Origin of the sequence: uncultured Phascolarctobacterium sp. (assembly GCF_934190775.1) — a bacterium.
In the GTDB taxonomy this organism is placed as follows: domain Bacteria; phylum Bacillota; class Negativicutes; order Acidaminococcales; family Acidaminococcaceae; genus Phascolarctobacterium_A.
Genome location: NZ_CAKPTG010000001.1, coordinates 143,563 through 168,318 on the forward strand (window position 1 = coordinate 143,563; position 24,756 = coordinate 168,318).

At 47.4% G+C, this 24,756-nt stretch carries 22 protein-coding genes; 3 read left to right on the forward strand and 19 right to left on the reverse strand.

Annotation, left to right across the window (positions count from 1 at the left end; all coding sequences use genetic code 11):
- Window positions 1–7 precede the first annotated feature (7 nt).
- The 11 genes from fabF to Q0G26_RS00655 form a co-directional block, all read right to left on the reverse strand.
- Window positions 8–1,267: a beta-ketoacyl-ACP synthase II gene (gene fabF / locus Q0G26_RS00605; RefSeq protein ID WP_293827571.1), complete on the reverse strand. Its 1,260-nt coding sequence runs from the start codon at window positions 1,265–1,267 to the stop codon at window positions 8–10.
- A 17-nt stretch (window positions 1,268–1,284) separates the two neighbouring features.
- Window positions 1,285–2,235 carry a nitronate monooxygenase gene (locus Q0G26_RS00610; RefSeq protein ID WP_293827574.1) on the reverse strand — a complete coding sequence of 317 codons (951 nt, stop codon included), beginning with the start codon at window positions 2,233–2,235 and terminating at the stop codon, window positions 1,285–1,287.
- A gap of 86 nt (window positions 2,236–2,321) precedes the next feature.
- Entirely contained in the window at window positions 2,322–2,552 is a 231-nt protein-coding gene (locus Q0G26_RS00615) for an acyl carrier protein (protein WP_021720057.1), read from the reverse strand.
- 56 nt (window positions 2,553–2,608) lie between these two features.
- Window positions 2,609–3,352 carry a 3-oxoacyl-[acyl-carrier-protein] reductase gene (gene fabG, locus Q0G26_RS00620; protein ID WP_021720058.1) on the reverse strand — a complete coding sequence of 248 codons (744 nt, stop codon included), beginning with the start codon at window positions 3,350–3,352 and terminating at the stop codon, window positions 2,609–2,611.
- 108 nt (window positions 3,353–3,460) lie between these two features.
- Window positions 3,461–4,402, reverse strand: coding sequence for an ACP S-malonyltransferase (gene fabD, locus Q0G26_RS00625; protein ID WP_293827576.1), 942 nt, complete (start codon window positions 4,400–4,402; stop codon window positions 3,461–3,463).
- Window positions 4,403–4,466: 64 nt separating this feature from the next.
- Window positions 4,467–5,456, reverse strand: coding sequence for a beta-ketoacyl-ACP synthase III (locus Q0G26_RS00630; RefSeq protein ID WP_293827579.1), 990 nt, complete (start codon window positions 5,454–5,456; stop codon window positions 4,467–4,469).
- Between the two features lie 4 nt (window positions 5,457–5,460).
- On the reverse strand, window positions 5,461–6,474 hold the full coding sequence (gene plsX / locus Q0G26_RS00635) for a phosphate acyltransferase PlsX (protein WP_293827583.1): 1,014 nt from the start codon (window positions 6,472–6,474) through the stop codon (window positions 5,461–5,463).
- A complete protein-coding gene (gene fapR, locus Q0G26_RS00640; RefSeq protein WP_210684007.1) occupies window positions 6,471–7,058 on the reverse strand; it encodes a transcription factor FapR in 588 nt (195 codons plus the stop codon). Before fapR ends, plsX begins: the two co-directional genes overlap by 4 nt.
- Before the next feature lie 220 nt (window positions 7,059–7,278).
- Window positions 7,279–7,458 carry a 50S ribosomal protein L32 gene (gene rpmF / locus Q0G26_RS00645; RefSeq protein ID WP_021720064.1) on the reverse strand — a complete coding sequence of 60 codons (180 nt, stop codon included), beginning with the start codon at window positions 7,456–7,458 and terminating at the stop codon, window positions 7,279–7,281.
- A 35-nt stretch (window positions 7,459–7,493) separates the two neighbouring features.
- Complete coding sequence (locus Q0G26_RS00650) at window positions 7,494–7,997, reverse strand: DUF177 domain-containing protein (protein ID WP_293827586.1); 504 nt, start codon at window positions 7,995–7,997, stop codon at window positions 7,494–7,496.
- Between the two features lie 106 nt (window positions 7,998–8,103).
- The gene (locus Q0G26_RS00655; protein WP_021720066.1) at window positions 8,104–9,312 is read right to left on the reverse strand and encodes an acetate kinase; all 1,209 of its coding nucleotides are present in this window, start codon (window positions 9,310–9,312) and stop codon (window positions 8,104–8,106) included.
- 159 nt (window positions 9,313–9,471) lie between these two features.
- On the opposite strand from Q0G26_RS00655, the gene Q0G26_RS00660 reads away from it, so the two are divergent.
- Complete coding sequence (locus tag Q0G26_RS00660; protein ID WP_293827589.1) at window positions 9,472–10,650, forward strand: nucleotidyltransferase family protein; 1,179 nt, start codon at window positions 9,472–9,474, stop codon at window positions 10,648–10,650.
- Window positions 10,651–10,754: 104 nt separating this feature from the next.
- Here the strand turns inward: Q0G26_RS00660 and Q0G26_RS00665 are convergent, their stop codons facing one another.
- The 3 genes from Q0G26_RS00665 to rsmD form a co-directional block, all read right to left on the reverse strand.
- On the reverse strand, window positions 10,755–11,354 hold the full coding sequence (locus Q0G26_RS00665; RefSeq protein ID WP_293827592.1) for a hypothetical protein: 600 nt from the start codon (window positions 11,352–11,354) through the stop codon (window positions 10,755–10,757).
- Between the two features lie 20 nt (window positions 11,355–11,374).
- Complete coding sequence (gene coaD, locus Q0G26_RS00670) at window positions 11,375–11,866, reverse strand: pantetheine-phosphate adenylyltransferase (RefSeq protein ID WP_293827594.1); 492 nt, start codon at window positions 11,864–11,866, stop codon at window positions 11,375–11,377.
- Between the two features lie 119 nt (window positions 11,867–11,985).
- A complete protein-coding gene (gene rsmD, locus Q0G26_RS00675; protein WP_293827598.1) occupies window positions 11,986–12,543 on the reverse strand; it encodes a 16S rRNA (guanine(966)-N(2))-methyltransferase RsmD in 558 nt (185 codons plus the stop codon).
- A 219-nt stretch (window positions 12,544–12,762) separates the two neighbouring features.
- On the opposite strand from rsmD, the gene Q0G26_RS00680 reads away from it, so the two are divergent.
- Window positions 12,763–14,421, forward strand: a complete 1,659-nt coding sequence (locus Q0G26_RS00680; protein WP_293827601.1) for a DUF4127 family protein — start codon at window positions 12,763–12,765, stop codon at window positions 14,419–14,421.
- A 92-nt stretch (window positions 14,422–14,513) separates the two neighbouring features.
- Here the strand turns inward: Q0G26_RS00680 and thrS are convergent, their stop codons facing one another.
- On the reverse strand, window positions 14,514–16,424 hold the full coding sequence (gene thrS / locus Q0G26_RS00685; protein WP_293808027.1) for a threonine--tRNA ligase: 1,911 nt from the start codon (window positions 16,422–16,424) through the stop codon (window positions 14,514–14,516).
- 531 nt (window positions 16,425–16,955) lie between these two features.
- On the opposite strand from thrS, the gene Q0G26_RS00690 reads away from it, so the two are divergent.
- The gene (locus tag Q0G26_RS00690) at window positions 16,956–18,530 is read left to right on the forward strand and encodes a DUF4127 family protein (protein ID WP_293827602.1); all 1,575 of its coding nucleotides are present in this window, start codon (window positions 16,956–16,958) and stop codon (window positions 18,528–18,530) included.
- A gap of 213 nt (window positions 18,531–18,743) precedes the next feature.
- On the opposite strand, the gene Q0G26_RS00695 is transcribed toward Q0G26_RS00690, so the two are convergent.
- From Q0G26_RS00695 to Q0G26_RS00710, 4 genes are all read right to left on the reverse strand, one after another.
- Window positions 18,744–20,018: an SLC13 family permease gene (locus Q0G26_RS00695; RefSeq protein WP_293811003.1), complete on the reverse strand. Its 1,275-nt coding sequence runs from the start codon at window positions 20,016–20,018 to the stop codon at window positions 18,744–18,746.
- Window positions 20,019–20,446: 428 nt separating this feature from the next.
- The gene (locus Q0G26_RS00700) at window positions 20,447–21,721 is read right to left on the reverse strand and encodes an SLC13 family permease (protein ID WP_210683997.1); all 1,275 of its coding nucleotides are present in this window, start codon (window positions 21,719–21,721) and stop codon (window positions 20,447–20,449) included.
- Window positions 21,722–22,104: 383 nt separating this feature from the next.
- On the reverse strand, window positions 22,105–23,373 hold the full coding sequence (locus tag Q0G26_RS00705; RefSeq protein ID WP_293827604.1) for an SLC13 family permease: 1,269 nt from the start codon (window positions 23,371–23,373) through the stop codon (window positions 22,105–22,107).
- A 521-nt stretch (window positions 23,374–23,894) separates the two neighbouring features.
- Window positions 23,895–24,581 carry a Crp/Fnr family transcriptional regulator gene (locus Q0G26_RS00710; RefSeq protein ID WP_293827609.1) on the reverse strand — a complete coding sequence of 229 codons (687 nt, stop codon included), beginning with the start codon at window positions 24,579–24,581 and terminating at the stop codon, window positions 23,895–23,897.
- Window positions 24,582–24,756: the final 175 nt, after the last annotated feature.

The window sequence follows — 24,756 nt, forward strand, 5'->3', positions numbered from 1 at the left end:
CTGCTTATTAATCAACGTATTTTTTGAATACGATAGAAGCGTTGTGACCGCCAAAGCCCAGGTTGTCGCTCAGTGCAACATTAACAACTTTCTTACGAGCTTCATTCGGTACATAATCCAGATCCAGCGGACCTTCAGGATCGTCCAGATCCTTATCCTGGTAGTTGATGGTCGGCGGAATGATATCGTTTTCGATAGTCATAACGGTAGCAATAGCTTCTACGCCGCCAGCAGCTCCCAGCAGATGGCCGATCATGGATTTGTTGGAGCTGATGCACAGTTCGTAAGCATGCTCGCCAAATACCTTCTTGAAGGCAATGGTTTCACCCAGGTCATTACGATGGGTAGAAGTACCATGAGCGTTGATGTAGTCAACCTCTTCCGGTTTTACGCCAGCGTCAGCAACTGCTGCAGCGATGCAGGCAGCCGGAGTTTCGCCTGTCGGGTCCGGAGCGGTGATGTGGTATGCGTCGCAGTTCATAGCAAAGCCAGCCAGCTCAGCATAGATGTGTGCGCCACGAGCCTTAGCATGCTCCAGCTCTTCGAGAACCAGAACGCCAGCGCCTTCGCCCATTACAAAGCCATCACGCTTTTTGTCAAACGGGCAGGAAGCTGCTTCCGGGTTTTCGTTGTTGGTGGACAGAGCCTTCATGTTAGCAAAGCCAGCAATAGCAATCGGAGAAACTGCAGCTTCAGTGCCGCCAGCCAGCATTACGTCAGCATCACCATATTGAATGGTGCGCAGAGCGTCGCCGATGCAGTTGGTACCGGTAGCGCAAGCAGTTACGATAGCAGTGTTAGGACCTTTCAGGCCGGTTGCAATAGCAATCTGGCCAGCAGACATGTTCGGGATTTCCATCGGAATGAAGAACGGGCTGATTTTGGACGGGCCCTTGGAACCAAGCTTCAGGGATTGCTCCAGGAAGGTGTGGATGCCGCCGATACCGCTGCCAACGCAAACGCCGCAACGCAGGGGATTTTCCTTGCTCATATCCAGCTTAGCGTCTTCGATTGCCAGCTTAGCAGCAGCAACTGCAAAGTGGGTTACACGGTCCATACGCTTGCCTTCTTTTTTATCAATGAAAGCAGTGTAATCAAAATCCTTAACCTCACCGGCAATCTTTACTGTGAAATCAGTAGTATCGAACTGAGTGATAGGGCCGATACCAGATTTACCGGCAACCAGGTTATTCCAGAAGGTATCTTTGCCGATACCGATAGGAGTTACAGGGCCAACGCCAGTTACTACAACTCTTCTTTTACTCAAAATAGTTCACCTCGTAATCAAATTTTTGAAATTTCATCCTTTATGCGCCTGAAGATTTCTTTTACAGGCAGTATTTCCTTGATTTTCCACATATTGGCACCGGTGAATACCAGGCCGGTTTCTACGTCACCCTGCTGTGCACGTGTCAGCGCTCTGATAATGCAGAAGCTGTGGGTGCAATGCTTTAAGCACAAATCGCAGGTAGTAGGTTTAGGAGCTTTATTATCTAAAGATAACTGTGCAAAGGGATTGCGGATAGCACGTCCCTTATAGCCTACAGGACTATCAATCTGCACAACATCTTCTTTAGTCATTTTAAGATAGAATTCTTTTAAAGCAGGTGCGCCGTTGGATTCCTCACTGGCAGCGAATCTGCTGCCCATCTGCACACCGCTTGCGCCCAGCTTTAAGAGCTCGGCAACATCACTGCCGCAGACAGCACCGCCGGCAGCAATAACAGGTATATTAACGGATTTAACAATCTCCGGAAGTATCTCTTTAATCGATTGCTGAGTTCCCAAGTGACCGCCTGCTTCGGTGCCTTCGACAACGATAGCAGAAGCTCCCAGCTTCTCAGAAATCTTAGCCAGTTTAACAGAAGAAACAATAGGTACTACTTCGACACCATATTTACGTCCGACGGCAAAAATATCTCTTGAAAAACCGGCGCCGGCTACGATTAAATCTATTTTCTCTTGTGCAGCGGTAGTGATCAGACCTAAAAACTCTCTTGCCGCAAACATTGCATTAATACCGATAATGCCTTTGCCGCCTGTAAGTTTTCTTGCCAGACGTATTTCTGTGCGCAGTTCGTCAAAGCTCATGCCAGACGCTGCGATAAGTCCTATACCGCCTTCTTTAGCTACAGCAGCTGCCAAACGGGCTGTAGACAGCCTGATAGCCATGCCTCCTTGTATAATCGGTACTTCAGCAACAAGCTTACCGATTTTCAGCACTGGTAGTTTCAACAAATATCCCCCATTTCAGGACTAGAATAAAGTAGCTTGTGCCAGGGAACCCTCAAGGGGTTCCCTAAACATAAGCAGGTAAAGCATTATTTTTCTTCATCCAGCAGTTTAACAGCGTCAGCTACAGTGCGGATTTTTTCAGCTTTTTCATCAGGGATTTCAACACCGAATTCCTCTTCGAAAGCCATGATCAGCTCAACGATATCGAGGGAGTCAGCGCCGAGATCATCGATGAAAGCGGATTCCATCTTTACTTCGTCAGCGTCAACGCTCAGTTGTTCAACAGTGATGTCTCTTACTTTTTCGAAAGTGCTCATTACGATTCACCTCCTTCCAATAGGTAAAGTTGCAGGTCTCCCAAACGGGCCCCCTATTACATTACCATACCACCGTCAACATGTAAAGTCTGTCCGGTAATATAATTGGCGTCATCGCTCACAAGGAAGACAACAGCCTTGGCAATATCAGTAGTTTCACCCAATTTGTGTAAGGGTATAGAAGTCAGCATACCTTCAACAACTTTGTCGGAAAGTACACTGGTCATATCCGTTTTAATAAAACCAGGAGCAACAGCGTTCACGTTAATGCCGCGAGCAGCAACTTCCTTGGCAACGGATTTAGTAAAGCCGATTACGCCAGCCTTAGCAGCAGCGTAGTTAGCCTGGCCTGCGTTGCCCATGAGGCCAACAACAGAGCTGATGCTGACAATTTTGCCAGCCTTTTGTTTCATCATGTATTTGACAGCGGCCTTGGTGCAGTTGAACACGCCCTTCAGGTTGGTGGTCAAAACTGCGTCCCAATCCTCTTCCTTCATACGCATCAACAGACCATCACGGGTAATGCCTGCGTTGTTTACGAGGATATCAATGCGGCCGAATTCTTTAACAACTTCATCTACCATAGCAGTAGCAGCTTCGTTGGAGGAAATATCTGCCTGTACTACGAAAGCCTTGCGGCCCATAGCTTCGATTTCTGCAGCAACCTCTTTAGCAGCAGCCTCACTGCCTGCATAGTTTACAACAACGTCAGCACCTTCAGCAGCGAGAGCCAGTGCGATTGCACGGCCGATACCGCGGGAAGCGCCGGTTACGAGAGCTTTTTTACCTTCTAACTTCATTGTAAGTTCTCCTTATCCTTCAATTCATCATCTGTCTGTTATGCTTCACAAATACATACTGCATGTACGTTTAGGGGAATTGCAAAGCTGACAGTTTAGCCTGGTGAATTATTTATTCAGCTCAGCTAAGGTTTTTTCCAGGCTGGCAGCGTCTTCAACGTTGAGAGCCATCATACCTTTGGCAATCTTCTTGGTGAAGCCGGTCAGAACCTTGCCCGGGCCAACCTCAACAAAAATGTCTACGCCGCCTGCAACCATGTTGCGTACGCTGGTTTCCCAGAGAACAGGCATAGCAGCTTGCTTAACGAGCAGCTTTTTGATTTCTTCGCCGCTGGTAACTTCCTGAGCGGTTACGTTAGCAACAACAGGAATGGTGATATCTTTAATTTCAATCGGAGCCAGAACCTCAGCCAGGCGGGCTGCAGCGGGCTGCATCAAAGTGCTGTGGAAAGGAGCACTTACGGGCAGCAGAACTGCGCGTTTAGCACCAGCAGCCTTCAGAGCTTCGATAGCCTTATTTACAGGATTAACTGCACCTGCGATAACAACCTGACCAGGGCAGTTGAAGTTTACTGCTTGCACTGCTTCGCCGGATTCAGCTTCTACGCTGCGGCAGATTTCTACGATTTTGTCGCTATCCAGACCGAGGATAGCAGCCATGCTGCCTTCGCCTACAGGAACAGCCTCTTGCATGAACTGGCCGCGTTTGTTAACGATGCGTACAGCGTCAGCAAATTTCAGAGCGCCGGTGTTAACCAGTGCGCTGTATTCGCCCAGGCTGTGCCCAGCAGCGATATCGCAGCTTACGCCATGCTCCTTCAGAACTGCTGCACAGGCAGTGCTGGCAGTCAGGATAGCGGGTTGGGTGTTAGCGGTAAGCTTCAGGTCTTCAGCAGGACCTTCGAAGCACATTTTGCTGATGGAATAGCCAAGAGCGTCATCAGCCTCTTCAAAAATCTGTTTTACAACAGGATATTCATCATAAAAAGCTTTGCACATGCCAACGGTCTGAGAACCTTGGCCAGGGAATACGAATGCGATTTTACTCATCGTGTAAAATACCTCACTTTCGATAAAAATCAAATACTATTAAGACAAACGAAAAATGTTTGGATTATTTACTCCACTTGAGGACAATAGCTGCCCAGGTCAAACCTGCGCCAAAGCCGTCAAGAATAATGTTGTCGCCTTTTTTCAGTGCGCCGGCCTTCTGAGCTTCGCACAGAGCGATAGGAATAGATGCGGCAGAGGTATTAGCGTATTTGTCTACGTTTACCCAAACCTTATCCATCGGCATCTTCAGACGCTTAGCAGCGGAGGTGATGATGCGGTAGTTAGCCTGATGCGGGAACAGCATATCCAGCTCTTCCGGCTTCATATTCGCCTTAGCCAGAGCACGCTTTGCAGTCTTGCCCATAATCTGGATAGCGAATTTGAAAACCTCCTGACCGTTCATATGAATGGTGTGGTCTTTTGCAGCAACGGTTTCTTCGCTTGCCGGATTACGGCTGCCGCCTGCCGGCTGCAGCAGGAACTTGCCGCCGTTGCCGTCGGCACCCATATCAATGCCTAATACGCCATAGCCTTCTTCAACCTCACCGATTACAGCAGCACCGGCGCCATCACCGAAAAGAACGCAGGTGTTACGGTCGGTCCAGTTCATGATGCGGCTCAGGGTTTCTGCACCGATAATCAGAATCTTGTTATACAGACCGCTCTTAACCATCTGGCTTGCTACAGCCAGGCTGTAAACAAAGCCGCTGCAGCCAGCAGCCAGGTCAAAGGCAGCTGCGTTTTTAGCACCCAGACGAGCCTGTACCAGGCATGCAGTAGACGGGAAAATATAATCGCTGGAAGCAGTACCTACGATAACGAGGTCCAGCTCTTCTGGAGCAACGCCAGCGTCCTTCAGTGCTTCTACAGCAGCATTGTACGCCAGATCAGAGGTTGCTTCTTCCGGAGCAGCGATGTGACGCTGCTTGATGCCAGTACGCTCAGTAATCCATTCATCACTGGTCTCAACGATTTTCTCCATGTCTGTATTAGTGATAATCTTCTCAGGAACATAATGTCCTAAACCTAAAATACCAACAGCTCTTGTCATTTATCTAATTCCTCATTTCTTTTGATTCCGCAATCTTATCTTTGATGATACTTACAACATCCTGCTCGGCAAAGTCCATAGCTACGTGAATAGCATTAGTAATTGCCTTAGCCTTGGAGCTGCCGTGGCAGATAATAAAAGGCGCGCGGATACCTAACAGCAGTGCACCGCCATATTCAGCAGGATCAAGACGCTTCTTCAGGCCCTTCAGTGCAGGCTTGATTAAAAGTCCGCCCAGCTTTGCCAGAATGCCGCCGTTCATAATTGCCTCCTTGATCAGCGTCATAATAGCCTTCGCCAGACCTTCACCGAACTTCAGCACAACATTGCCTACAAAGCCGTCGCAGACAACTACGTCTACCGTGCCTTTGTTGATGTCACGACCTTCAACGTTGCCGATAAAGTTTATCGTCTGAGTATCCTTTAAAAGCGGGTAAGTTGCCAGTGCTTGTTCGTTACCCTTAGTTTCTTCTTCACCGATGTTCAAAAGTCCTACCTTCGGCTGAGAAATTTTTAAAATTTTTTCTGCGTACACCGTACCCATGATAGCACTCTGTACCATATGCTCAGGCTTGGCGTCTACCTTGGCGCCACTGTCAAGCACTACAGTAGTACCCTTCAGGCTAGGAATCGGCGTTGCAATAGCAGGTCGTTCCACGCCCCTGATGCGGCCTACGCAAAAAAGCGCTGAAGCGACAGCAGCACCGGTGCTGCCGGAGGAAACAAGGGCATCACATTCCTTGTTTCTCAACAATCCTGCTGCAACTACAATAGAAGCGTCCTTTTTGGACTTTACTGCAATAGCAGGATGCTCGTCCATCGCAATTACCTCGCTGGCATGATGAATAGTAATCTTCGGATTTTTATCCGCACCGTATTTTACCAGCAGTTCACGGATTACTTTTTCATCGCCAACCAAAACAGTTTCGCAGCCATATTCCTTAACAGCGTTGACTGCGCCTAAAACAAGCTCCTTGGGACCATAATCGGTACCCATAACATCTACGGCGATTTTCATGCTTCCTGCTCCCCCTCATGCTTAGTTCTGTTATCCAAAGAAACAATAATGAACTTAGCGCGAAAAACCTCTTCGTTATTGTTTTTCACGGAAACAAAAATATAATACTTATCCATACGGCGGTGCGTAACTACTGCACGGGCTACAAGCACAGCTCCTGCATTGACAGGCAGCTTATACTTGACATTGCCTACAGCAGTCAGTGCATATTCCGCATCTACAACTGCCAAAGCCAACGTATTGGCCATAGCAAACATATAATAACCGCGGGCAATTCCGGTACGCTCAAGCACCATATCAGGTGTAATCTTCAGCGTGGAAATGCCGATTTTATTCAGCTCCAGATCCAGCAGCTCGCCCACGATATCCTTTTTATCAATGGCACGCAGCTTGGTCTGAGCTTCCTCGGCCATAGTACGAGTTCTGGCACGCAGCTCAGGAATTCCCAGAGCAACACGGTCCAAACGTATAGTCTGTACGCTGACATCCAGCATCTTTGCCAATTGCTCATCAGTGCTGAAGGGATTATCCCTAAGCAGCTTCTTCAAGCTTCTGTGACGTATTAATTTTTTAGAAGAAGTCATTCCATCACCTGCTTTTTAGTACCAGCTCATAATATCTGTTTTTATTATAAAAGCATAGCACGTTTTTGGCAAGGGGTTTTTAGCAAAAAAATTGTAACATCTCTTATATTTCAGCGATTTTTTTAATTACACAATTAAGTGCTGCTTAAACGATAAGCTTCAGCATATCATGTAAAAAGCCTCCGGAATTACTTCCGAAGGCCTTATCAACAGCTTAAAATTATTCAGCTTTAGCAATGACTTGTTTGCCATTGTAGTAACCGCATTCAGGGCAAACGCGATGCGGCATTTTCATTTCATGACATTGCGGGCATTCAACCATGCCAGGAACGCTCAGTTTCCAGTTAGCACGACGTCTGTCACGACGGGCTTTGGACATTTTTCTCTTAGGTACTGCCATTTCTCAATACACCTCCTCAGTGCTATGAAGTGAATTTAATTTTTGATGAATTGCTTCAATGCCGCCAGCCTCGGATCTACAGTGAACCTGTCGCATCCGCAGTCACCATCATTAAGATCAGCGCCACAAACGGGACAAAGTCCCCGGCAGTCTGGCTTACACAGAGCCTGCATGGGCTCTGCAAGCAGCAGCCCTTCACGAAGCGGTTCCGTTATATCAATAACGTCCGAATCGTAGACAAAAGCATCATTTTCAATATGTTCAGCACTTGCCGGATAAAACTTCTCGACAACCTCTGCCCTGGTTTTACCTGTAAAACCCTTCAGACAACGGCTGCAGGTACGTCGTACCTTAGCAGTCATTACAGCCTGCAGTAATAATACATCACCAGCGTTGCTCATGGTGCCTTCTAAATTTACTGTGCCGTCAACAGCAAGCTCTTCAGCTGCAATTTCCAGCTCAGCAGGCGAAAGCTCATAAGCAAGAGTTTTTTCACCGACTAGTCTTTTCTTGATTTCTGCGACATTTATTTTAATCATATTTCACCAATCGTTACAATTATAGCGGTATTACCGCTCTTTGTCAAGTAAAAATGCTTTGTACGGATAAAAACTGTTATCAGTTACTATAACCTCATGCAAATGACTACAGCTTGATGATTCTGCGACAGATGTTATAGGTATCGCGGGCAATAACCAGCTCCTCATTTGTCGGGATGACGAAAATCTTGACACGCGCACGACGCACGCTGATTTCGCGCTCCTTGCCGCGCACCTGGTTCAGTTCCGGATCAACGCGCGTGCCCAGATATTCCAGGCCATTGCAGATTTTGTCGCGCATAAAGGGAGAATTTTCTCCCAGGCCTGCAGTAAAGACAATCGCATCCACGCCGCCCATTGCTGCTACATAACCGCCGATATATTTTTTTACCTTGTAGGCAAAAACATCGATTGCCAGCTGGCTGCGGTCATCGCCGCGGTTAGCAGCACTTTCCAGATCACGGAAATCGCTGGACAGACCGCTGATGCCCAGAATACCACTGCGCCGGTTCAGATAATCATCTATCTGCTGCGCATTCATATTTTCCTTTTCCATCAGGAAGGGAATAATCGCCGGGTCAATCTCGCCGCTGCGGGTGCCCATAATCAGGCCTTCAAGCGGTGTGTAGCCCATGCTTGTATCAATGGATTTGCCGTATTTAATTGCTGCAATGCTGGCACCATTGCCAAGGTGGCAGGTAATAATACGCAAATCATTCATATGCTCGTGCATCAGCTCTGCAGCACGCAGCGCCACATATTTGTGCGAAGTGCCATGGAAGCCGTAACGGCGCACGCCATATTTGACATACATTTCATAGGGCAGGCCGTAAAGATAGGCAACCTTAGGCATTGTCTGATGAAAGGCTGTATCAAACACAGCAACCTGCGGTGTTCCGCGCATAATCTCCATGCAAGCGTTAATGCCGTACAGGTTAGGCGGATTATGCAGAGGTGCAATTTCACAGCAAGCCTCAATACCGTGCAACACATCACTGGTAATCAGCACGCTGTCGGTAAAGCGCTCACCGCCATGCACAACACGATGGCCTACAGCATCAATCTCGGACATATCCTTGATAACGCCATATTCCTTGCTCGTCAGCGCTTTAATCGCCAAGCGGATACCAACCTTATGGTCAGGAATTTCCTCTTTTATATCAATTGTGTATTTGCCTGCTGGCGTATGCTTCAGTGTGGAGCCTTCCATACCGATGCGTTCAATCAGGCCTTTGGCCATGACATGCTCGCCTTCCATGTTTATCAGCTGATACTTGATGGAGGAGCTGCCACAATTTACTACGAAAACAATCACAATAAACCTCCCGGTCAACGCCAAATTTAATTCTAGTCATAAATACCAATATATTATTAGTATACACTATTCGTGGCTAATTGAACAGAAATATTTTCTCAATTCCCAGCCTATGATATAATAATATTTATAGAGATAAGATATTGCGAGGTAAAATTTATGCAGGCTACAGGCATCATTGCCGAATATAATCCATTTCATAACGGTCATCTTTATCATATACAGGAAACGAAGCGTTTGACGCAGCAGCCAGTCATCGTCGTAATGAGCGGCAGCTTTATGCAACGCGGCGAGCCTGCCATTTTAAGCAAATGGCAGCGCGCCGCCTTTGCTGTGCAGGGCGGTGCTGACCTGGTGCTGGAGCTTGGCTGCGCCTTTACGCTGCGCAGTGCCGAATTCTTTGCCAGGGGCGCTGTAGAGCTTCTGGCAGCCACTGGCTGCGTCAATACGCTTGCCTGCGGTACAGAACACCCGCAAAGTGATTTCGTGGCCGCAGCACGCCTTGCCTGCAGCGCTGAAGCGCAGGCAAGGCTGCGTGAGCTGCTGCAAAGCGGCAGCAGCTATGCACAGGCCTGGGAAAAAGTTTTAGGCGCACACACCGCCTTCCGCTCTCCCAACGACATTTTGGCGCTGGAATATACCAAGGCCCTGCTGCAAACTGCTGCAAGCATCAAACCGCTTTACCTGCAGCGTACAGACGAAGGCTATAACTCCACCGCCATCAGCAGCAGTATAGCCAGCGCCAGCGCGATTCGCCAGGCTTTAGCGCTCGGCAATGGCAGCTGGCAGCAGGCCACGCCTGCATACACGCATGCAGCACTTACACTGGGCGGCTACGATGCGCAGCTTTTATGGCAGCTGCTGAAATACCGCCTGCTGCTGCTTACGCCGCAGCAGCTGGCCGAGCGCTGCGAGGCCAGTGAAGGTCTGGAGAACCTGCTCAGCAAGGCTGGCGACTGCGCTTGCCTGCAGGCAGCGCTCGCTGCCTGCAGCAGCAAGCGCTACACAGCCAGCCGCATCCGCCGACTGCTGCTGCAAATACTGCTGGACCAGTCCAAAGCAGTATGGCAGCAGCAAAAGCCCGCCTACCTGCGCGTGCTGGCCTTTAATGACAACGGCCGTCAGCTGCTGCACCAGATGAAGACAAGCGCCAGCCTGCCACTCATAACCAAGTTAGGTCAAAACGCCTTAAACAATGACAACGCTACCTACCAAACGCAATTAGCATTAGAAATAGCTGCTACCGACACATGGTCCCTGCTTCAGCATGACACCTCACTTAACCACAGCGGCAACGATTTTTATCAATCACCTATCTACGTCCGCAGCCAAAGCTAAACATCGCTGTCAAACAACTAAAATACTGCTTAAACAACAAAAAGCTGTAACGTCAGCATCACACATGTGATGCCTCGTTACAGCTTTTATAATGCACTTGTTTCTTATTCTTCTTCAGCAGCTTCCGGCTCCGGTGTCTCTTCCGGTACCTGCGGATGCTGTATGTTATTCATTTCTTCCTTAACACTTTGGATGTTTTCCTTAAGTCCGCCCAAAGCACTGGTCAGATTACCACTCAAAAATTCAAGCATATCATCAGCATACTTCAGTGAAGACTGCTTAACCTGTAAAGCATACTCATCAGCAGCAAGTTTGGTTTCCTCCTGATAGCGCAGTGCATTAGCCTTAACATCCTCTGCTACAGCATTAGCCTGCTTAACAATCTCCTCCTGCTGTACCTTAGCATCAGCCTCGGCCTGAGCAACACTTACAATACGCTCTGCCTCTTCCTTAGCCTGCTGCACAATACGGTCGGCATCAGCATAGGCCTTATCGACAATATTCTTCTGCTCCTCCAGCACCTGGTTGGCACTTTTGATTTCGCGCGGAATTGCTTCCTTGAGATCATCAATAATATTCAGCAAATCGTTTTCATCAAGCATAATCTTATCCATCAAAGGAACACGTCTTGCATTAGAAACCAAATCAAGAAATTCGTCAAAAAGTCCATCGAGTGCTACATTAGTTTTGTTGCGTTCAATCATGTTATCATCCCCACTCTAATCTATTCAAACTTTTGGTAAACGTGCTTACGAACGCGTTCTTCTATGCATTCAGGCACTAAATCCTTTAATTGACCGCCGAAGGTTGCCAGCTCACGCACACCGGAAGAGCTGACAAAGGAATATTTTGCATTTGTCATGATGAAAACTGTTTCCAAATCATTATCAATTTTTTTCAGCAGCAGCGCTCTTTGAAATTCGTATTCAAAATCAGTAAAAGCGCGCAGACCTCTGACAATAAAAGGAGCCTCTTCCCTTTTGCAGAATTCATTCAACAGACCGGAAAAGCAGGTTACCTTTACGTTAGGAATATGCTTAGTTGCTTCTTTAAGCATTTCCACACGCTCTTCCATAGAAAACATTGCCTTATCCTTACCAGGATTATGAAAAACGCTGATAATCAGCTCGTCAAACATCGCACTTGCTCTTTCAAAAATATCAATATGACCCTTGGTAACAGGATCAAAGCTTCCTGGACAAACTGCTCTGCGCATAGCCAGACCTCCTAATCTATCCTTAACCGGAACCCGATCAAAGAAAACCCTATTATATATCTTGTCTTTTATTCGACATAAAAGCTGATAATCCTTTTTATTTCCCAAAAATATTATAATTACAAAGGATTATAACAAATAAAATCTACCAACGTTTCGCCATAGCGGCTGCTACGCACCAGCTCACAGCCTACAGGCAGCTCCGGCAACGCATTATGCGCACTGCGCTCTACTACCAGATAGCCACCGGGACACAAAAAAGAGCGTCTGCCCAAAAGCGCAATAATCTGCTCTATCCAGCCCTTGTTGTACGGCGGATCGCAAAAGGCAAAATCAAACTGCTCCCCTGCTGCCGCCAGCCTTTCTGCAACAGCCGGAGCGCTGCCCTGCAGCACTCTGCAGTCAGCCTCTGCGCGGCACTTGGCAATATTGCTGCGCACCAGGCGCAAAGATTCCTTGCTGGCATCAATAAATGTAACAGCTGCAGCACCGCGGCTCCAGCTTTCCAGCCCCAGGTTGCCTGTACCTGCAAACAGGTCCAGCACTGTGGCACCAATAATTTTACTGCCTATAATATTAAAAACGGATTCCTTAACCCTGTCCGCAGTCGGCCGTACATCATAGGTTTTCGGTACAGTCAGCTGCAGGCCACGGGCCTTGCCGGTGATTATTCTCATATACTGCTCCTCTATGTTATAATTGTGGTGAGATGGCATTTCGCCCCCTTTCGCCTCACTTCGTTCGGCACCTTCCCCGTAGGGGAAGGCAAGCAGTCAGCTTTCGCAATCACTTTCTCGCCTGCCCCATCGGGGAAGGTGTCAGCGAATGTAATGAGCTGACGGAAGGGGGAAATTAATCTTAAACATTCTCTACATTTTCTTTCAAAGGACACCTTTATGCGCAATTCAAGCAAAATAATCTTAACAATTTGCTCCATACTGCTAGTGGCAGGCATCTGCTTACGCCTGTCGTTGCCCTCAAGCACTCCGCTCCAACTGGCGCAAGCGACGCCAACGCAAAGCGTCCTGCTGCTGCCGCTCGACAGCCGCCCTGTTTGTAGCACCATGGTGCAAAAACTGGGCGCGCTTGCAGGCCTAAATGTAATTTTACCGCCAAAAAGCTATCTTGACAACTACCAGACGCCCGCTGACAGACAAAAACTTTTCCAATGGCTGCAGACAAATCAGCTATTATGCGATTACAGCATCATTTCTGCCGACAACCTGCTGCATGGCGGCCTGCTGGCCGCCCGCATGAACACCGCCACTCCGTCTGAGGAAGATGCACTGCTCAAGCAGTTGCAGGAGCTGCCAATAACAAAGCAGCAGGCAATTTTTTCCGTCATTCCGCGCTTGCTCGTCAGTGACCAGCTTTTACCCGACCGCTGGTACCAATACCAGCTGATGCGTTATTCCCAGCTTGCCGATATGGTGCGCATCACCGGCAGCTTCGCCCTTACGCAGGAGCTGCGCCGCACCGAAGCTAAAATTCCCGCCAAGGTTTTGGATAAATATCGCAGCCGTTATCAGCAAAGCGACCGCTTTAACCTGGGCCTGCTTAAGCTTGCCACAGATGACAGACAGATAACCTTCGGTCAGGACGATGCTTCGCCCATCGGACTGCCGCACGCCAGTGCCGTCAGGCTGCAAAGCAGCATCACTGCCCAGCAAAAACAAAAGCAGGCACAGCTCACCTACGGCGCAGATGAAATCGCCACCCTGCTGCTCACGCGATACTATCTGCAGCAAAGCGGCTGGCAGCCCAAGGTTTACCTGCATTATGCTTCTCCTAAAGCGGAAGGTACAGATATGCCCTACATGGCAGTCTGCGTCGGTGCAGCACTGCGCAACCAGCTGAAGCTCATGGGAGCTTCAGAAGTAAGCACGCCGGATAGTGCAGACCTCATCTGCTATGTTAACTGCGGTAACGACGATTTCCGTCCGTCTGCCAAGCAGGTACAGGAGCTACTGCAAATGCTGGACCAAGGTTATAAGGTTGCACTAGTCGACAGCAGCGCCAATTTTGAAGCAGAAGAGCTGCTGCTGCCCCAGCTTTTGGCAAACAACGTGCAAGTCAATAAGCTCGCTGCTTACGCCGCCTGGAACACCTTCAGCAATTCGTCAGGCACAGCTTTGGCACAGGGACTGCTTTTCTGCGGCCGTCTGCGTCAGCTGCAGGCAGCAGGTGCGAACACCGAGCGGCTGGCAGCACTCTACGCTGCTAACCTGAGCTTCACGGCAGAACGTATCCTCGAGGATTACTATTACCAAAAGCTGGTGCATCCCAAACTGCGACAAACACTGGAAGCCTTTGGTACAAATCCCGTAAAGCTGGACAGCGAAGATAAAACGGCAACAGAGCAATATATTCAGGGAAAGCTCAGCCTGCAGGCATATAAGCTGCTACACGATAATTTGGGACGCACGCCCTTTTATCAGCAAAACGGGCAAAGCTATTATCTGCGTGATCTTACCGTCGGCGCCAAGCTCCCTTGGGCAAGAATTTTCGAGGTGGAGCTGCAGGTGTGGACGCATACAGGCGTAAAAACAGAATAAAATTTTACTTTGTACTTATTTTAAAGCAAGACAAAAAACTGCCCCGCTTGTAAGCGGGGCAGTTTCCTTCAGCTGTCGGCTATGCCGTCAGCTTATTTTTTCTCTTTAATTTCTTCTTGCAGCATGGAGATAAATTCATCCTGAGGCATAGCACCGATATCGCCTTCACCACGACGGCGTACATTTACAGTGCCTTCTTCCATTTCCTTGTCGCCAACAACCAAGGTGTAAGGAACCTTTTGTACCTGTGCTTCACGAATCTTATAACCAAGCTTCTCATTGCGGTCATCAAGGTGTACACGCAGGCCAAGGTCAAACATCTTGTCAGCCAGCTTTTTAGCATATTCAACATGCTTGTCGGTAATCGGCAGAATACGAACCTGGCAAGGAGCCAGCCAAGCCGGGAAAGCACCGGCATAGTTTTCAATCAGGATGCCAATGAAGCGTTCAATAGAACCATACACAACGCGGTGAATCATAACAGGACGATGCTTCAGGCCATCCTCACCGGTATAGGTCAGTTCAAAACGTTCCGGCAGCTGCATATCCAATTGGATAGTACCGCACTGCCAGGTACGGCCGATGGAGTCGGTCAGATGGAAGTCAATCTTAGGACCATAGAAAGCACCGTCACCTTCGTTGACTACGTAATCAAGACCGCAATCCTCCAACGCATCTCTCAGGCCTTGGGTTGCCAGCTCCCAGGTAGCGTCATCGCCCATGGAATTTTCCGGACGGGTAGACAGTTCTGCATGATATTTCAGACCGAAGGTTGCATAAACCTCGTCAAACAGACTGATTACATTCTTAATCTCGCTACGAATCTGGCTGGGCATCATAAAGATATGCGCATCATCCTGAGTAAAGCAACGTACACGGAACAGTCCGTGCAGAGCACCGCTGAGCTCATGACGGTGTACAAGACCAAGTTCACCGGCACGGATAGGCAGTTCCTTATAGGAATGCGGATGCAGCTTGTAAACCAGCATACCACCAGGACAGTTCATCGGTTTAATAGCATAATCCTGCTCATCAATCTGAGTGAAGTACATGTTTTCTTTGTAATGATCCCAGTGACCGGAGGTTTCCCAAAGCTTACGGGACAGAATCATCGGGGTTTTGATTTCTTCATAACCATAACGGCGATGAACCTGACGCCAGTAGTTAATCAGCTCGTTACGGATAACCATGCCGTTCGGCAGGAAGAACGGGAAGCCGGGGCCTTCATCCATAATAGCAAACAAATCCAGCTCCTTGCCCAGCTTACGATGGTCACGTTTAGCAGCTTCTTCCAGCATATGCAGATAAGCATCAAGCTCTTCCTTGCTGGGGAATGCAGTACCATAAATGCGCTGCAGCATTTTGTTCTTTTCGTTACCGCGCCAGTAAGCACCTGCAATACTCTGCAGTTTAAATGCTTTTACTCTGCCGGTAGACGGGCAGTGAGGACCGGCACAGAGGTCGGTGAAATCACCTTGGGTATAGGTGCTGATGATTGCATCCTCAGGCAGGTCATTAATCAGCTCAACCTTATATTTTTCATCTTTAGCAGCAAACATTGCCAAAGCTTCACTGCGCGGCAGTTCTGCACGCTGCAGAGGAATATTCTGTTTAACAATTTTTGCCATTTCCTTTTCGATAGCCTGCAAGTCCTCCGGAGTAAAGGTATGCTCGCTGTCCAAATCATAGTAGAAGCCGTTGGCAATAGCAGGACCGATAGCAAATTTAACATCCGGGAACAAATGCTGAATAGCCTGAGCCATAACGTGTGCAGCAGTATGCCGGATTGCATGCAGACCCTCCGGAGTATCCGGTGTAACAAATTCTACTGCTGCATCATGCTCCAGCTTATCGCTCAAATCCTTGTTGACACCGTCAACAACAGCCAGCAGAGCCTGTTTACCCAGCTTTTGGGAAATACTCTTGGCAATGTCCAGCAAAGTTGTGCCGGCAGCAAATTCCTTGACGCTGCCATCTTTCAAAGTAATCTTGATATCAGCCATAATTATCCTCCTCTAAATTACGCAGTAACACGCAATATTTTTCTTAAGCCTTCCGAAACCTCAGCTTACCCGCCTGTTATTTTTATTAAAAATAAAAATAACCCCAATCCCTCTGCAAAAAGGGACGGAGTTTTCCGCGGTTCCACCCTGATTGACTTATATATTAAGCCCACTCGGTACCGTTAACGCCGGTAATACGGACTGGCATACTTGCTTGCGCGTTCCGCAGTCAGTTTGAAGGCGGTGCGCCCTTCGTTTCCTTTCTGCTGCTCTCAGCCACGGCAGCATTTTCTGTAGAACCCTCCACGACGGCAATTCCTTCGCATTACTGTTAATATTTTTACTTACTCGTTTATTATAGCACACCGGCAATGCTTGTCAAGCTTGCACTGGAAAAAACTTTTATTTCATTGTATAATAATAGAATAAATTCTTCCACTTGTAAATATACTACAAATTTAGGCTTTTGAGTATGTATATTAACTATTGTAAAACACTATTTGAACTTTTAATAACAAAGGAGGCGTAAGCATGGCAAAATTAACTTTCCGCAGGCATAAATTAGCGGCACTCATCTGCACAGCTGCTTTATTGCTGCCAGCCTCAGTCCAAGCTAAACGCCTGACGATTCTTTATGTGCCCTTAGACAACAGACCAGTCTGCTCGTCCTATGTGCAACAGACCATGGAGGCAGCAAACTGCAAAATCATCCTGCCACCCGAAAAATATATTGCCAGCAACGAAAAAAACGGTAACCCTGACGGCATTTGGGAATGGCTGGAGCACAAGGCTCCCAAGGCCGATGCTGCTGTTATCAGCACCGACAGCCTGATTTATGGTGGCCTTGTTGCCTCGCGTACACACAACATCAGTCAAGAAGAGCTGCAAAACCGCGTTAAGCATCTGTACGCATTAAAAACCACTTTACCGATAAAACTCTACGCTTTTTCGACGATCATGCGCACACCACGTGCCAGCAAAGGGCGTGTAGAGCCGCCTTACTACAGTAGTATCGGCCCCAGCATCTTTGCCTACAGCCAGCTTTTAGACAAGCAGGACCAGGGCAAGCTGTCGCCCGCCGAAAGGCTGACCATGCAGGCACTAGAGCGCAATATGAAAAAAGCAGAGCTAGGCGACTGGCTCGAGCGACGCGAAAAAAATCTGCTTGTCAACCAGGAGCTTACACGCATGGCCCGCAATGGCAAATTTCATTATTTTGCCATCGGTAAGGATGACAATGCTACTCTTTCCGCTACGCACATGGAAGGACGCAAAATCAGCCTGAGCACCTTTGATATGAGCAGAGACAGCTTCCAGATTCTTGATGGTGTTGACCAGCTAGGCCTGCTTTTAATCGCCCGTGCCTACAACGAGGCTAGCGGCAGCAAGCCTTCTGTCTACCCAATGTACAGTGCGGGAGCAGGCGCTGCTACCCTGCCGCAATACAGCGACGCACGCCTGCAGGACAGCGTACCGCAGCAGATTATCGCTGCCGGTGCAGTACAAGCTCAATCTGCTGACAGTGCTGACCTGATTTTGGCACTCAACACGCCACAGGACGGCATCGTCAAGGATTCTACCGCTGACGACAATCAGCCCTTTGCTTCCGTTGCCAACAAAAATTTTATCGGACTTATCGGCAAGCAGCTCCAGGCAGGACGCAAGGTTTCACTGGCTGATATCAGCTATTCCAACGGTGCCGACAACGGCTTTATGCAGCTATTGTCAAATAGCGGTGAGCTTGAGCACCTAACGGCCTACAACGGCTGGAACACCGGCGATAACGCCGTAGGCTATGCCATCGCCCAGGGACTTATCGCCCGCGACATGAGCAGCGAAGCACGCAATCTGTTGCTGCGCCAACGCCTCATCGACGATTGGTTTTACCAAAGCAATGCGCGTCGCAGCATTTCCAACGAGCTGGAAAAGCATAACCGTGAGGATTTGAAATATGACCTTGCTACAGAAGAAAAAGTAATCCTGCAGCAGGTTACCGCAGACTGCCAAAGCATGGTTAATGATTGTCCGCTGACAAAAGGTACTAAGTTCTCACTTTCCTTCCCCTGGAAGCGTTTATTCGAGGTAGACGTGGAAATAAAAAAATAAGAAAACAAAGCGCAGAGCATTGCAGCCAAAAACTGACAAGCTCTGCGCTTTTATTATGCCAACGTTTGTATGTAACAGTCGATAAGAAAATTTTCTGCAACAAAAATCTCCCGTCACTTACGTGACAGGAGATTTTGTTTTTGGTTTCATAAAGCACGTTCCAGTACGTCAATTTGTGACGAAGCATATGGTGCTTTATTCGTCAGCCTGGTATTATTTGCCAGGGAAGAACGGCCATACCATCGGAATAACAACCAGGGATACTACGAAAGCTACCAGAACTAAGCCGGTACCAGCTTTAACATAGTCCATGAATTTGTAGCCGCCAGGGCCAAGTACCAGAGTATTCGGAGGAGTACCTACCGGAGTTGCGAATGCGCAGGATGCTGCAACAGCGATAGCCATCAGAACTGCCTTCGGGTCAGCGCCTAATTGTTTGGAGATTGCAATACCGATCGGGCACAGCAGAGCTGCGGATGCGGTATTGGACATGAACTGAGTCAGGCCGCAGGACAGGATGAACAGAACTGCGGTTACAACCAACGGAGAAGGAGAGCCGCCCATCAGGCTAACGGTCCATTCAGCGATGAGTTTGCCAGCGCCAGTTTTATCCATAGCGGTAGATACAGGCATCATACCTGCGAACAGGAAGATGGTTACCCAGTCGATAGAAGCATAAGCTTGTTTTTCAGTCAAGCAACCGGTCAGTACGCAAACCAGAGCGCCGATGATAGCGGCCATTTCCAGGGTTACGCCTTTGATACCCAGTGCCATTACGATAACAACTGCCAGCAGGATAATACCGGAGATAATCATTTTCTTGGAATCGGTGCTGTTAGCTTCGATTTCCTGTTCAATCTCCTGGTCAGCATCAAGCTCAACCTTCGGGAGCAGATGTTTACCGATGAACATCATGTACAGCATACCAGCAACAGATACCGGAATACCGATCCATGCGAATTCGAAGAAGCCGAATGCAGGGAGACCAGCAGCGGTCATTGCACCAGTAGCAATGATGTTAGGAGGTGTGCCAACCATGGTGATGATACCGCCCCAACCGCAGGCAAATGCCAAAGGCATTAACTGACGGGAAGCCGGAATCTTAGCTGCAGAGCAGATACCTAATGCTACAGGCAACAGGCAAGCTGCAGTACCAGTGTTGGAAAGCACGGAAGAAAGAACGGTACCAACAACCATCAGACCAAACATCAGGCTGTTTTCACCAGTGCCGCACAGATGAACTACTTTGTTACCGATAGCCTGAGCTAAACCGGTGTAGAACATTGCTGCACCAACAACGAACATGCCGGCGAACAATACAACGGTGGAGTTAGACAAGCCGCTAAATACTTGTTTAGCAGGAATCAGGCCTAACAGGCCGCACGCAATAGCGCCAGCGGTCGCAGTAATTGCCAAAGGAATGAGTTCGGTTACGAAGAATAACGCAACTACTGCCAAGAGGATTAAACACTTAATTGCAGGGGACATTTTAAGTTCCTCCTTTGTAAAAAAATTTTATATACAATGTCATCTGGACATTATATAACATTAAGTATAGCTTTGTGAAAGTACATATAAAAGCAATCTTTTTTACTTTATTAAGTATTGTTATTTGCTTTGTTGAGTTTATGATAACAGCATTTTTTCTGCACTTCTGTTGCTTGAGCAACACAATTTTTAGCACCTGCTCTTCATATCGCATATATGACCACGCCATCATAAATCTTTTATCATTATTTCAATCCTTATAGATTAATACTTATTTTCTTCTCCAAGGCGGTTATTAAGCACCTTTAATTGAATCTCTTTATTTTTATTAAAGCAAAAATGCCATGCAAATACGCACGGCATTTTTACCACTTTCTTTAGTTTTTTAAGTAAAGTAAGTACTAATTTGTCATAATATTATGTGTTGCTCACTTGCCTGGGAAGAACGGCCATACGATTGGAATTACAATCAGGGATACGATGAAGCATACGATTACCAGACCGGTACCAGCTTTAACATAATCCATGAATTTGTAGCCGCCAGGGCCAAGCACCAGAGTGTTCGGAGGAGTACCTACCGGAGTTGCGAATGCGCAGGAAGCTGCAACAGCGATTGCCATGATAACAGCCTTCGGATCAGCATTGAGCTGTTTAGCAATTGCTACACCAATCGGGCACAGCAGAGCTGCAGATGCAGTGTTGGACATGAACTGAGTCAGAATGCAGGAGAGTGCAAACAGTACAGCAGTTACAACCATCGGGGAAGGATCGCCGCCCATCAGGCCAACAGTCCATTCAGCAATGAGCTTGCCAGCGCCGGTTTTATCCATAGCGGTGGATACAGGCATCATACCTGCGAACAGGAAGATGGTTACCCAGTCAATGGAAGCATAAGCTTGTTTTTCGGTTAAGCAACCGGTCAGTACGCAAATCAGCGCGCCGATAATAGCAGCCATTTCTAGAGTTACGCCTTTGATATCGAGAGCCATTACCAGAACAACGGCAATCAGGATAGCACCGGAGATAATCTGTTTTTTGCTGTCAGTGCTGGTAGCTTCGATTTCCTGCTCAATATCCTGGTCAGCATCAAGCTCAACCTTCGGCAGCAGGTGTTTACCGATAAACATCATGTACAGCATGCCGGCAATGGATACCGGAATACCGATCCAGGCAAATTCGAAGAAGCCAAAGCTCGGCAGGCCGGCAGCAGTCAGAGCGCCAGTTGCAATGATGTTAGGCGGTGTGCCTACCATGGTAATGATACCGCCCCAACCGCAGGCAAATGCCAGAGGCATTAATTGACGGGAAGCAGGAATCTTCGCTGCGGAGCAGATGCCTAATGCTACAGGCAGCAGGCAGGCCGCAGTACCAGTGTTGGAAAGCACGGAAGAAAGTGCAGTGCCGACAATCATCAGACCAAACATCAGGCTGTTTTCACCGGTTCCGCACAGATGTACAACCTTGTTACCGATGGACTGTGCCAAGCCGGTGTAAAACATTGCTGCACCTACAACGAACATGCCGGCAAATAATACTACGGTAGAGTTAGATAAACCACTAAAAACTTGCTTAGCAGGCAGTAAACCTAACAGGCCACAGGCGATAGCACCGGCAGTAGCAGTGATTGCTAATGGAATGAGTTCAGTAATGAAAAATAATGCAACCACAGCCAACAGAATCAAACACTTAATAGCAGGGGACATAATAGTTTCCTCCTTTTGTAAGTATTTAGGAAATGTATAATTATAACTTTTTATGAGTTTTTTCTACATTCCCGTTGTCTTAATATTAACGTAAAAACTCTGCTTATAATGTGGCTTGAGCAACACTTTTATATGTTTTTCAGAATATTTTAACTGATTTTATTTACATTATATTTATTTAATTTTTTAAAGTTATTTTTAGTACCTGTAGTGCCATTATTATGTATCTAGATACTAAAAAGCTGCGACATATTATAAGCTGTCAACACTTTATTTTTATCATCTTCTCCCGCCTATATAACAGCAGAAGGCCGCTGCGCTTTTACAGCAACAGCGACCTTTCTGCAAGTGTTTGATTCAGGGAGTTGTCTAATATATGAGCATTAAGGGAAGAACGGCCATACCATCGGAATGACAACCAAGCTTACAACGAAGCATACCAGCACCAGACCGGTTCCGCATTTCACATAGTCCATAAATTTGTAGCCGCCGGGGCCGAGCACCAGAGTACAAGGCGGAGTGCCAACAGGAGTTGCGAATGCACAGGATGCCGCAACAGCAATCGCCATTACAACAGCCTTGGGATCTGCATTCAGCTGTTTAGCAATCGCTATACCAATCGGGCAGAGCAACGCAGCAGAAGCGGTGTTGGACATGAACTGTGTCAGGAAGCAGGAGATGGAAAACAGTACTATTGTTACAATAAGCGGTGTAGGTTCGCCGCCCATCAGTCCCACTGCCCAGTTGGCAATCAGCTTGCCTGCACCAGTTTTATCCATTGCAGTGGACACAGGCATCATACCTGCAAACAGAAAGATGGTTACCCAGTCGATAGAGGAATAAGCCTGTTTTTCAGTCAGGCAGCCGGTAAGTACGCATACCAGAGCACCGATAATAGCAGTCATTTCCAAGCTGATAAACTTCAAATCCAAGGCCATTACGATTACGCAGACCAACAGGATAATACCGGAAATCATTTGCTTTTTCTTATCATGGGTAGTAGCTTCAATTTCCTGTTCGATTTCCTGGTCTGCATCAAGCTCTGCCTTCGGCAGCAGATACTTGCCAATCAGCAGCATATAGAGAATACCTGCTACAGATAAAGGAATACCGATCCAGGCAAATTCAAAGAAGCTGAAGCCCGGCAAACCGGCAGCTGTCAGAGCGCCACTGCCGATAATATTTGGCGGTGTACCAACCAGCGTAATAATGCCGCCCCAACCGCAAGCATATGCCATCGGCAATAGCTGGCGGGACGCAGGGTTTTTGGAAGCAGCACAGATACCAAGTGCTACTGGCATCAGACAGGCACAGGTACCGGTGTTGGAAAGAACAGAAGAAAGAGCTGTTCCGACAAGCATTAAGCCAAGCATCAGGCTGTTTTCACCGGTGCCGAAAATATGCACTACCTTTTCACCCAAAGCCTGAGCTAATCCGGTGTAGAACATTGCCGCGCCAACTACGAACATGCCGGCAAACAGTACTACAGTAGAGTTAGAGAGACCGCTGAAAACCTGCTTAGCCGGAATCAAGCCCAACAAGCCACAGGCAACAGCACCGCCGATTGCAGTAATTGCCAAAGGTATAATTTCAGTCACAAAAAACAAAGCAATTACCGCTAACAGAATTAAACATTTGATTGCGGGGGACATAAGCAATACCTCCTTTAATCTTTTTTCGAAAGTCACATATCACCGAATTCTTATATGCTCTTCCGTTGATTTCATGATAGCATTCCTCCCCATCTCCGCGCCGTAGCCTAGGCAACAAATTTATTATATTTTGCATAATCTTTTTCATATTTTAGTTTCTAAATTCCATATTTTTTATTGTAACTTTATTTATAAAGTTACGTATCTTATTTTAGTTACTTAAGCGCCGTTTTAGGCTACACTGGTGCTAATTTTTAAAATAATTCAAGCAAATTAAAGAGACCATCAAGGATTTGAAAAACGCCTTTTTTCAGTGTCAAGACTTTGGAAAATCTCTCTTTTGGACTGTCAAGTACTATGGGTACAGTATGCCTGCCCAACGCGCCACCTCAGCCCCAACAAAAAAGACCATACAGAGTCATTGCAACTCCTGTATGGTCGTGTTCAGCAAACCCTTCTTACCAAGGCAGTACGCAAAGCCTGCTTTCCGCAGCTTACACTGCGCCTTTTAAAATATAAGCTTATAAATCCGTATGCGAATGCTCCAGAATCTCAAAAGTATTCTTTTCAAAGCTAATCACCCCATCAGCACGCATGCGCGCCAGCTCCCTAGTCAAAGCACTGCGGTCAGCATCAAGATAATTAGCCAGATCAGTGCGGTTAAAGGGAATAGTAAACTTGTCACTGCCATTGTACTTAGCTTCCTGCTCCAGGTACGCCATAATCTTACCGCGCAAGGTCTTTTTGCAAAGAATTTCCGTTTTCTCAATCAGACGCGTATTATTATCCGCCAGAATTGAAACGATATTACACATCAGACGTCTGTTGGTCTCATTATGATTTGTACCATCAAACAGCATTCTGCCTAACGGAAGCATCAGAATCTCGCTGTCGCTTGCAGCAAAATAGCTTACCACACTGCGGTCACTCAGCTTACCCAGGTAGTTTTCCGCAAAAACATCGCCTGCTCCCAAATTGGCAATAATGGATTTTTCACCCCAGATATCCTCTTTAATCATCTGAACAGTGCCTTCCATGACAACGCATAAATTTTCGATGCAGTCACCTGCCAGATAAATATAGTCAGACTTAGGGAAATGCTTAATCAGTCCATGAAACTTGTGCAGAACCTCGTTAATCTCTTCTCTGCCCAAGCCTTTAAACAACGGTATATCATGATAATTCGGTGCAAACATTTTTACTGCCATATTATCACCAGCCTTCTATTTCATATTAGTTATTCCGTATCCTTATTATACCCAAATTAAAATACATATGTAAATATTATGTAACTAAAGTAAACGTTTAGTAATTTTGTTGCTCAAGCAACATTTCCCCTGTTTTTTCATAGCGCCCAAAAGCCCCAAAGACTGCGGTTTCAGG

Coding starts and splice junctions, on each gene's coding strand:
- Q0G26_RS00690 (WP_293827602.1), top strand. CDS start 16,956: ATGGCAAAATTAACTTTCCGCAGGCATAAATTAGCGGCACTCATCTGC.
- thrS (WP_293808027.1), bottom strand. CDS start 16,424: ATGGCTGATATCAAGATTACTTTGAAAGATGGCAGCGTCAAGGAATTT.
- coaD (WP_293827594.1), bottom strand. CDS start 11,866: ATGCGCAGAGCAGTTTGTCCAGGAAGCTTTGATCCTGTTACCAAGGGT.
- Q0G26_RS00665 (WP_293827592.1), bottom strand. CDS start 11,354: ATGATTGAACGCAACAAAACTAATGTAGCACTCGATGGACTTTTTGAC.
- rpmF (WP_021720064.1), bottom strand. CDS start 7,458: ATGGCAGTACCTAAGAGAAAAATGTCCAAAGCCCGTCGTGACAGACGT.
- Q0G26_RS00650 (WP_293827586.1), bottom strand. CDS start 7,997: ATGATTAAAATAAATGTCGCAGAAATCAAGAAAAGACTAGTCGGTGAA.
- fabG (WP_021720058.1), bottom strand. CDS start 3,352: ATGAAGTTAGAAGGTAAAAAAGCTCTCGTAACCGGCGCTTCCCGCGGT.
- Q0G26_RS00660 (WP_293827589.1), top strand. CDS start 9,472: ATGCAGGCTACAGGCATCATTGCCGAATATAATCCATTTCATAACGGT.
- Q0G26_RS00700 (WP_210683997.1), bottom strand. CDS start 21,721: ATGTCCCCTGCTATTAAGTGTTTGATTCTGTTGGCTGTGGTTGCATTA.
- Q0G26_RS00680 (WP_293827601.1), top strand. CDS start 12,763: ATGCGCAATTCAAGCAAAATAATCTTAACAATTTGCTCCATACTGCTA.
- Q0G26_RS00615 (WP_021720057.1), bottom strand. CDS start 2,552: ATGAGCACTTTCGAAAAAGTAAGAGACATCACTGTTGAACAACTGAGC.
- Q0G26_RS00630 (WP_293827579.1), bottom strand. CDS start 5,456: ATGACAAGAGCTGTTGGTATTTTAGGTTTAGGACATTATGTTCCTGAG.
- Q0G26_RS00705 (WP_293827604.1), bottom strand. CDS start 23,373: ATGTCCCCCGCAATCAAATGTTTAATTCTGTTAGCGGTAATTGCTTTG.
- Q0G26_RS00695 (WP_293811003.1), bottom strand. CDS start 20,018: ATGTCCCCTGCAATTAAGTGTTTAATCCTCTTGGCAGTAGTTGCGTTA.
- fapR (WP_210684007.1), bottom strand. CDS start 7,058: ATGACTTCTTCTAAAAAATTAATACGTCACAGAAGCTTGAAGAAGCTG.
- rsmD (WP_293827598.1), bottom strand. CDS start 12,543: ATGAGAATAATCACCGGCAAGGCCCGTGGCCTGCAGCTGACTGTACCG.
- fabD (WP_293827576.1), bottom strand. CDS start 4,402: ATGAGTAAAATCGCATTCGTATTCCCTGGCCAAGGTTCTCAGACCGTT.
- plsX (WP_293827583.1), bottom strand. CDS start 6,474: ATGAAAATCGCCGTAGATGTTATGGGTACCGATTATGGTCCCAAGGAG.
- Q0G26_RS00710 (WP_293827609.1), bottom strand. CDS start 24,581: ATGGCAGTAAAAATGTTTGCACCGAATTATCATGATATACCGTTGTTT.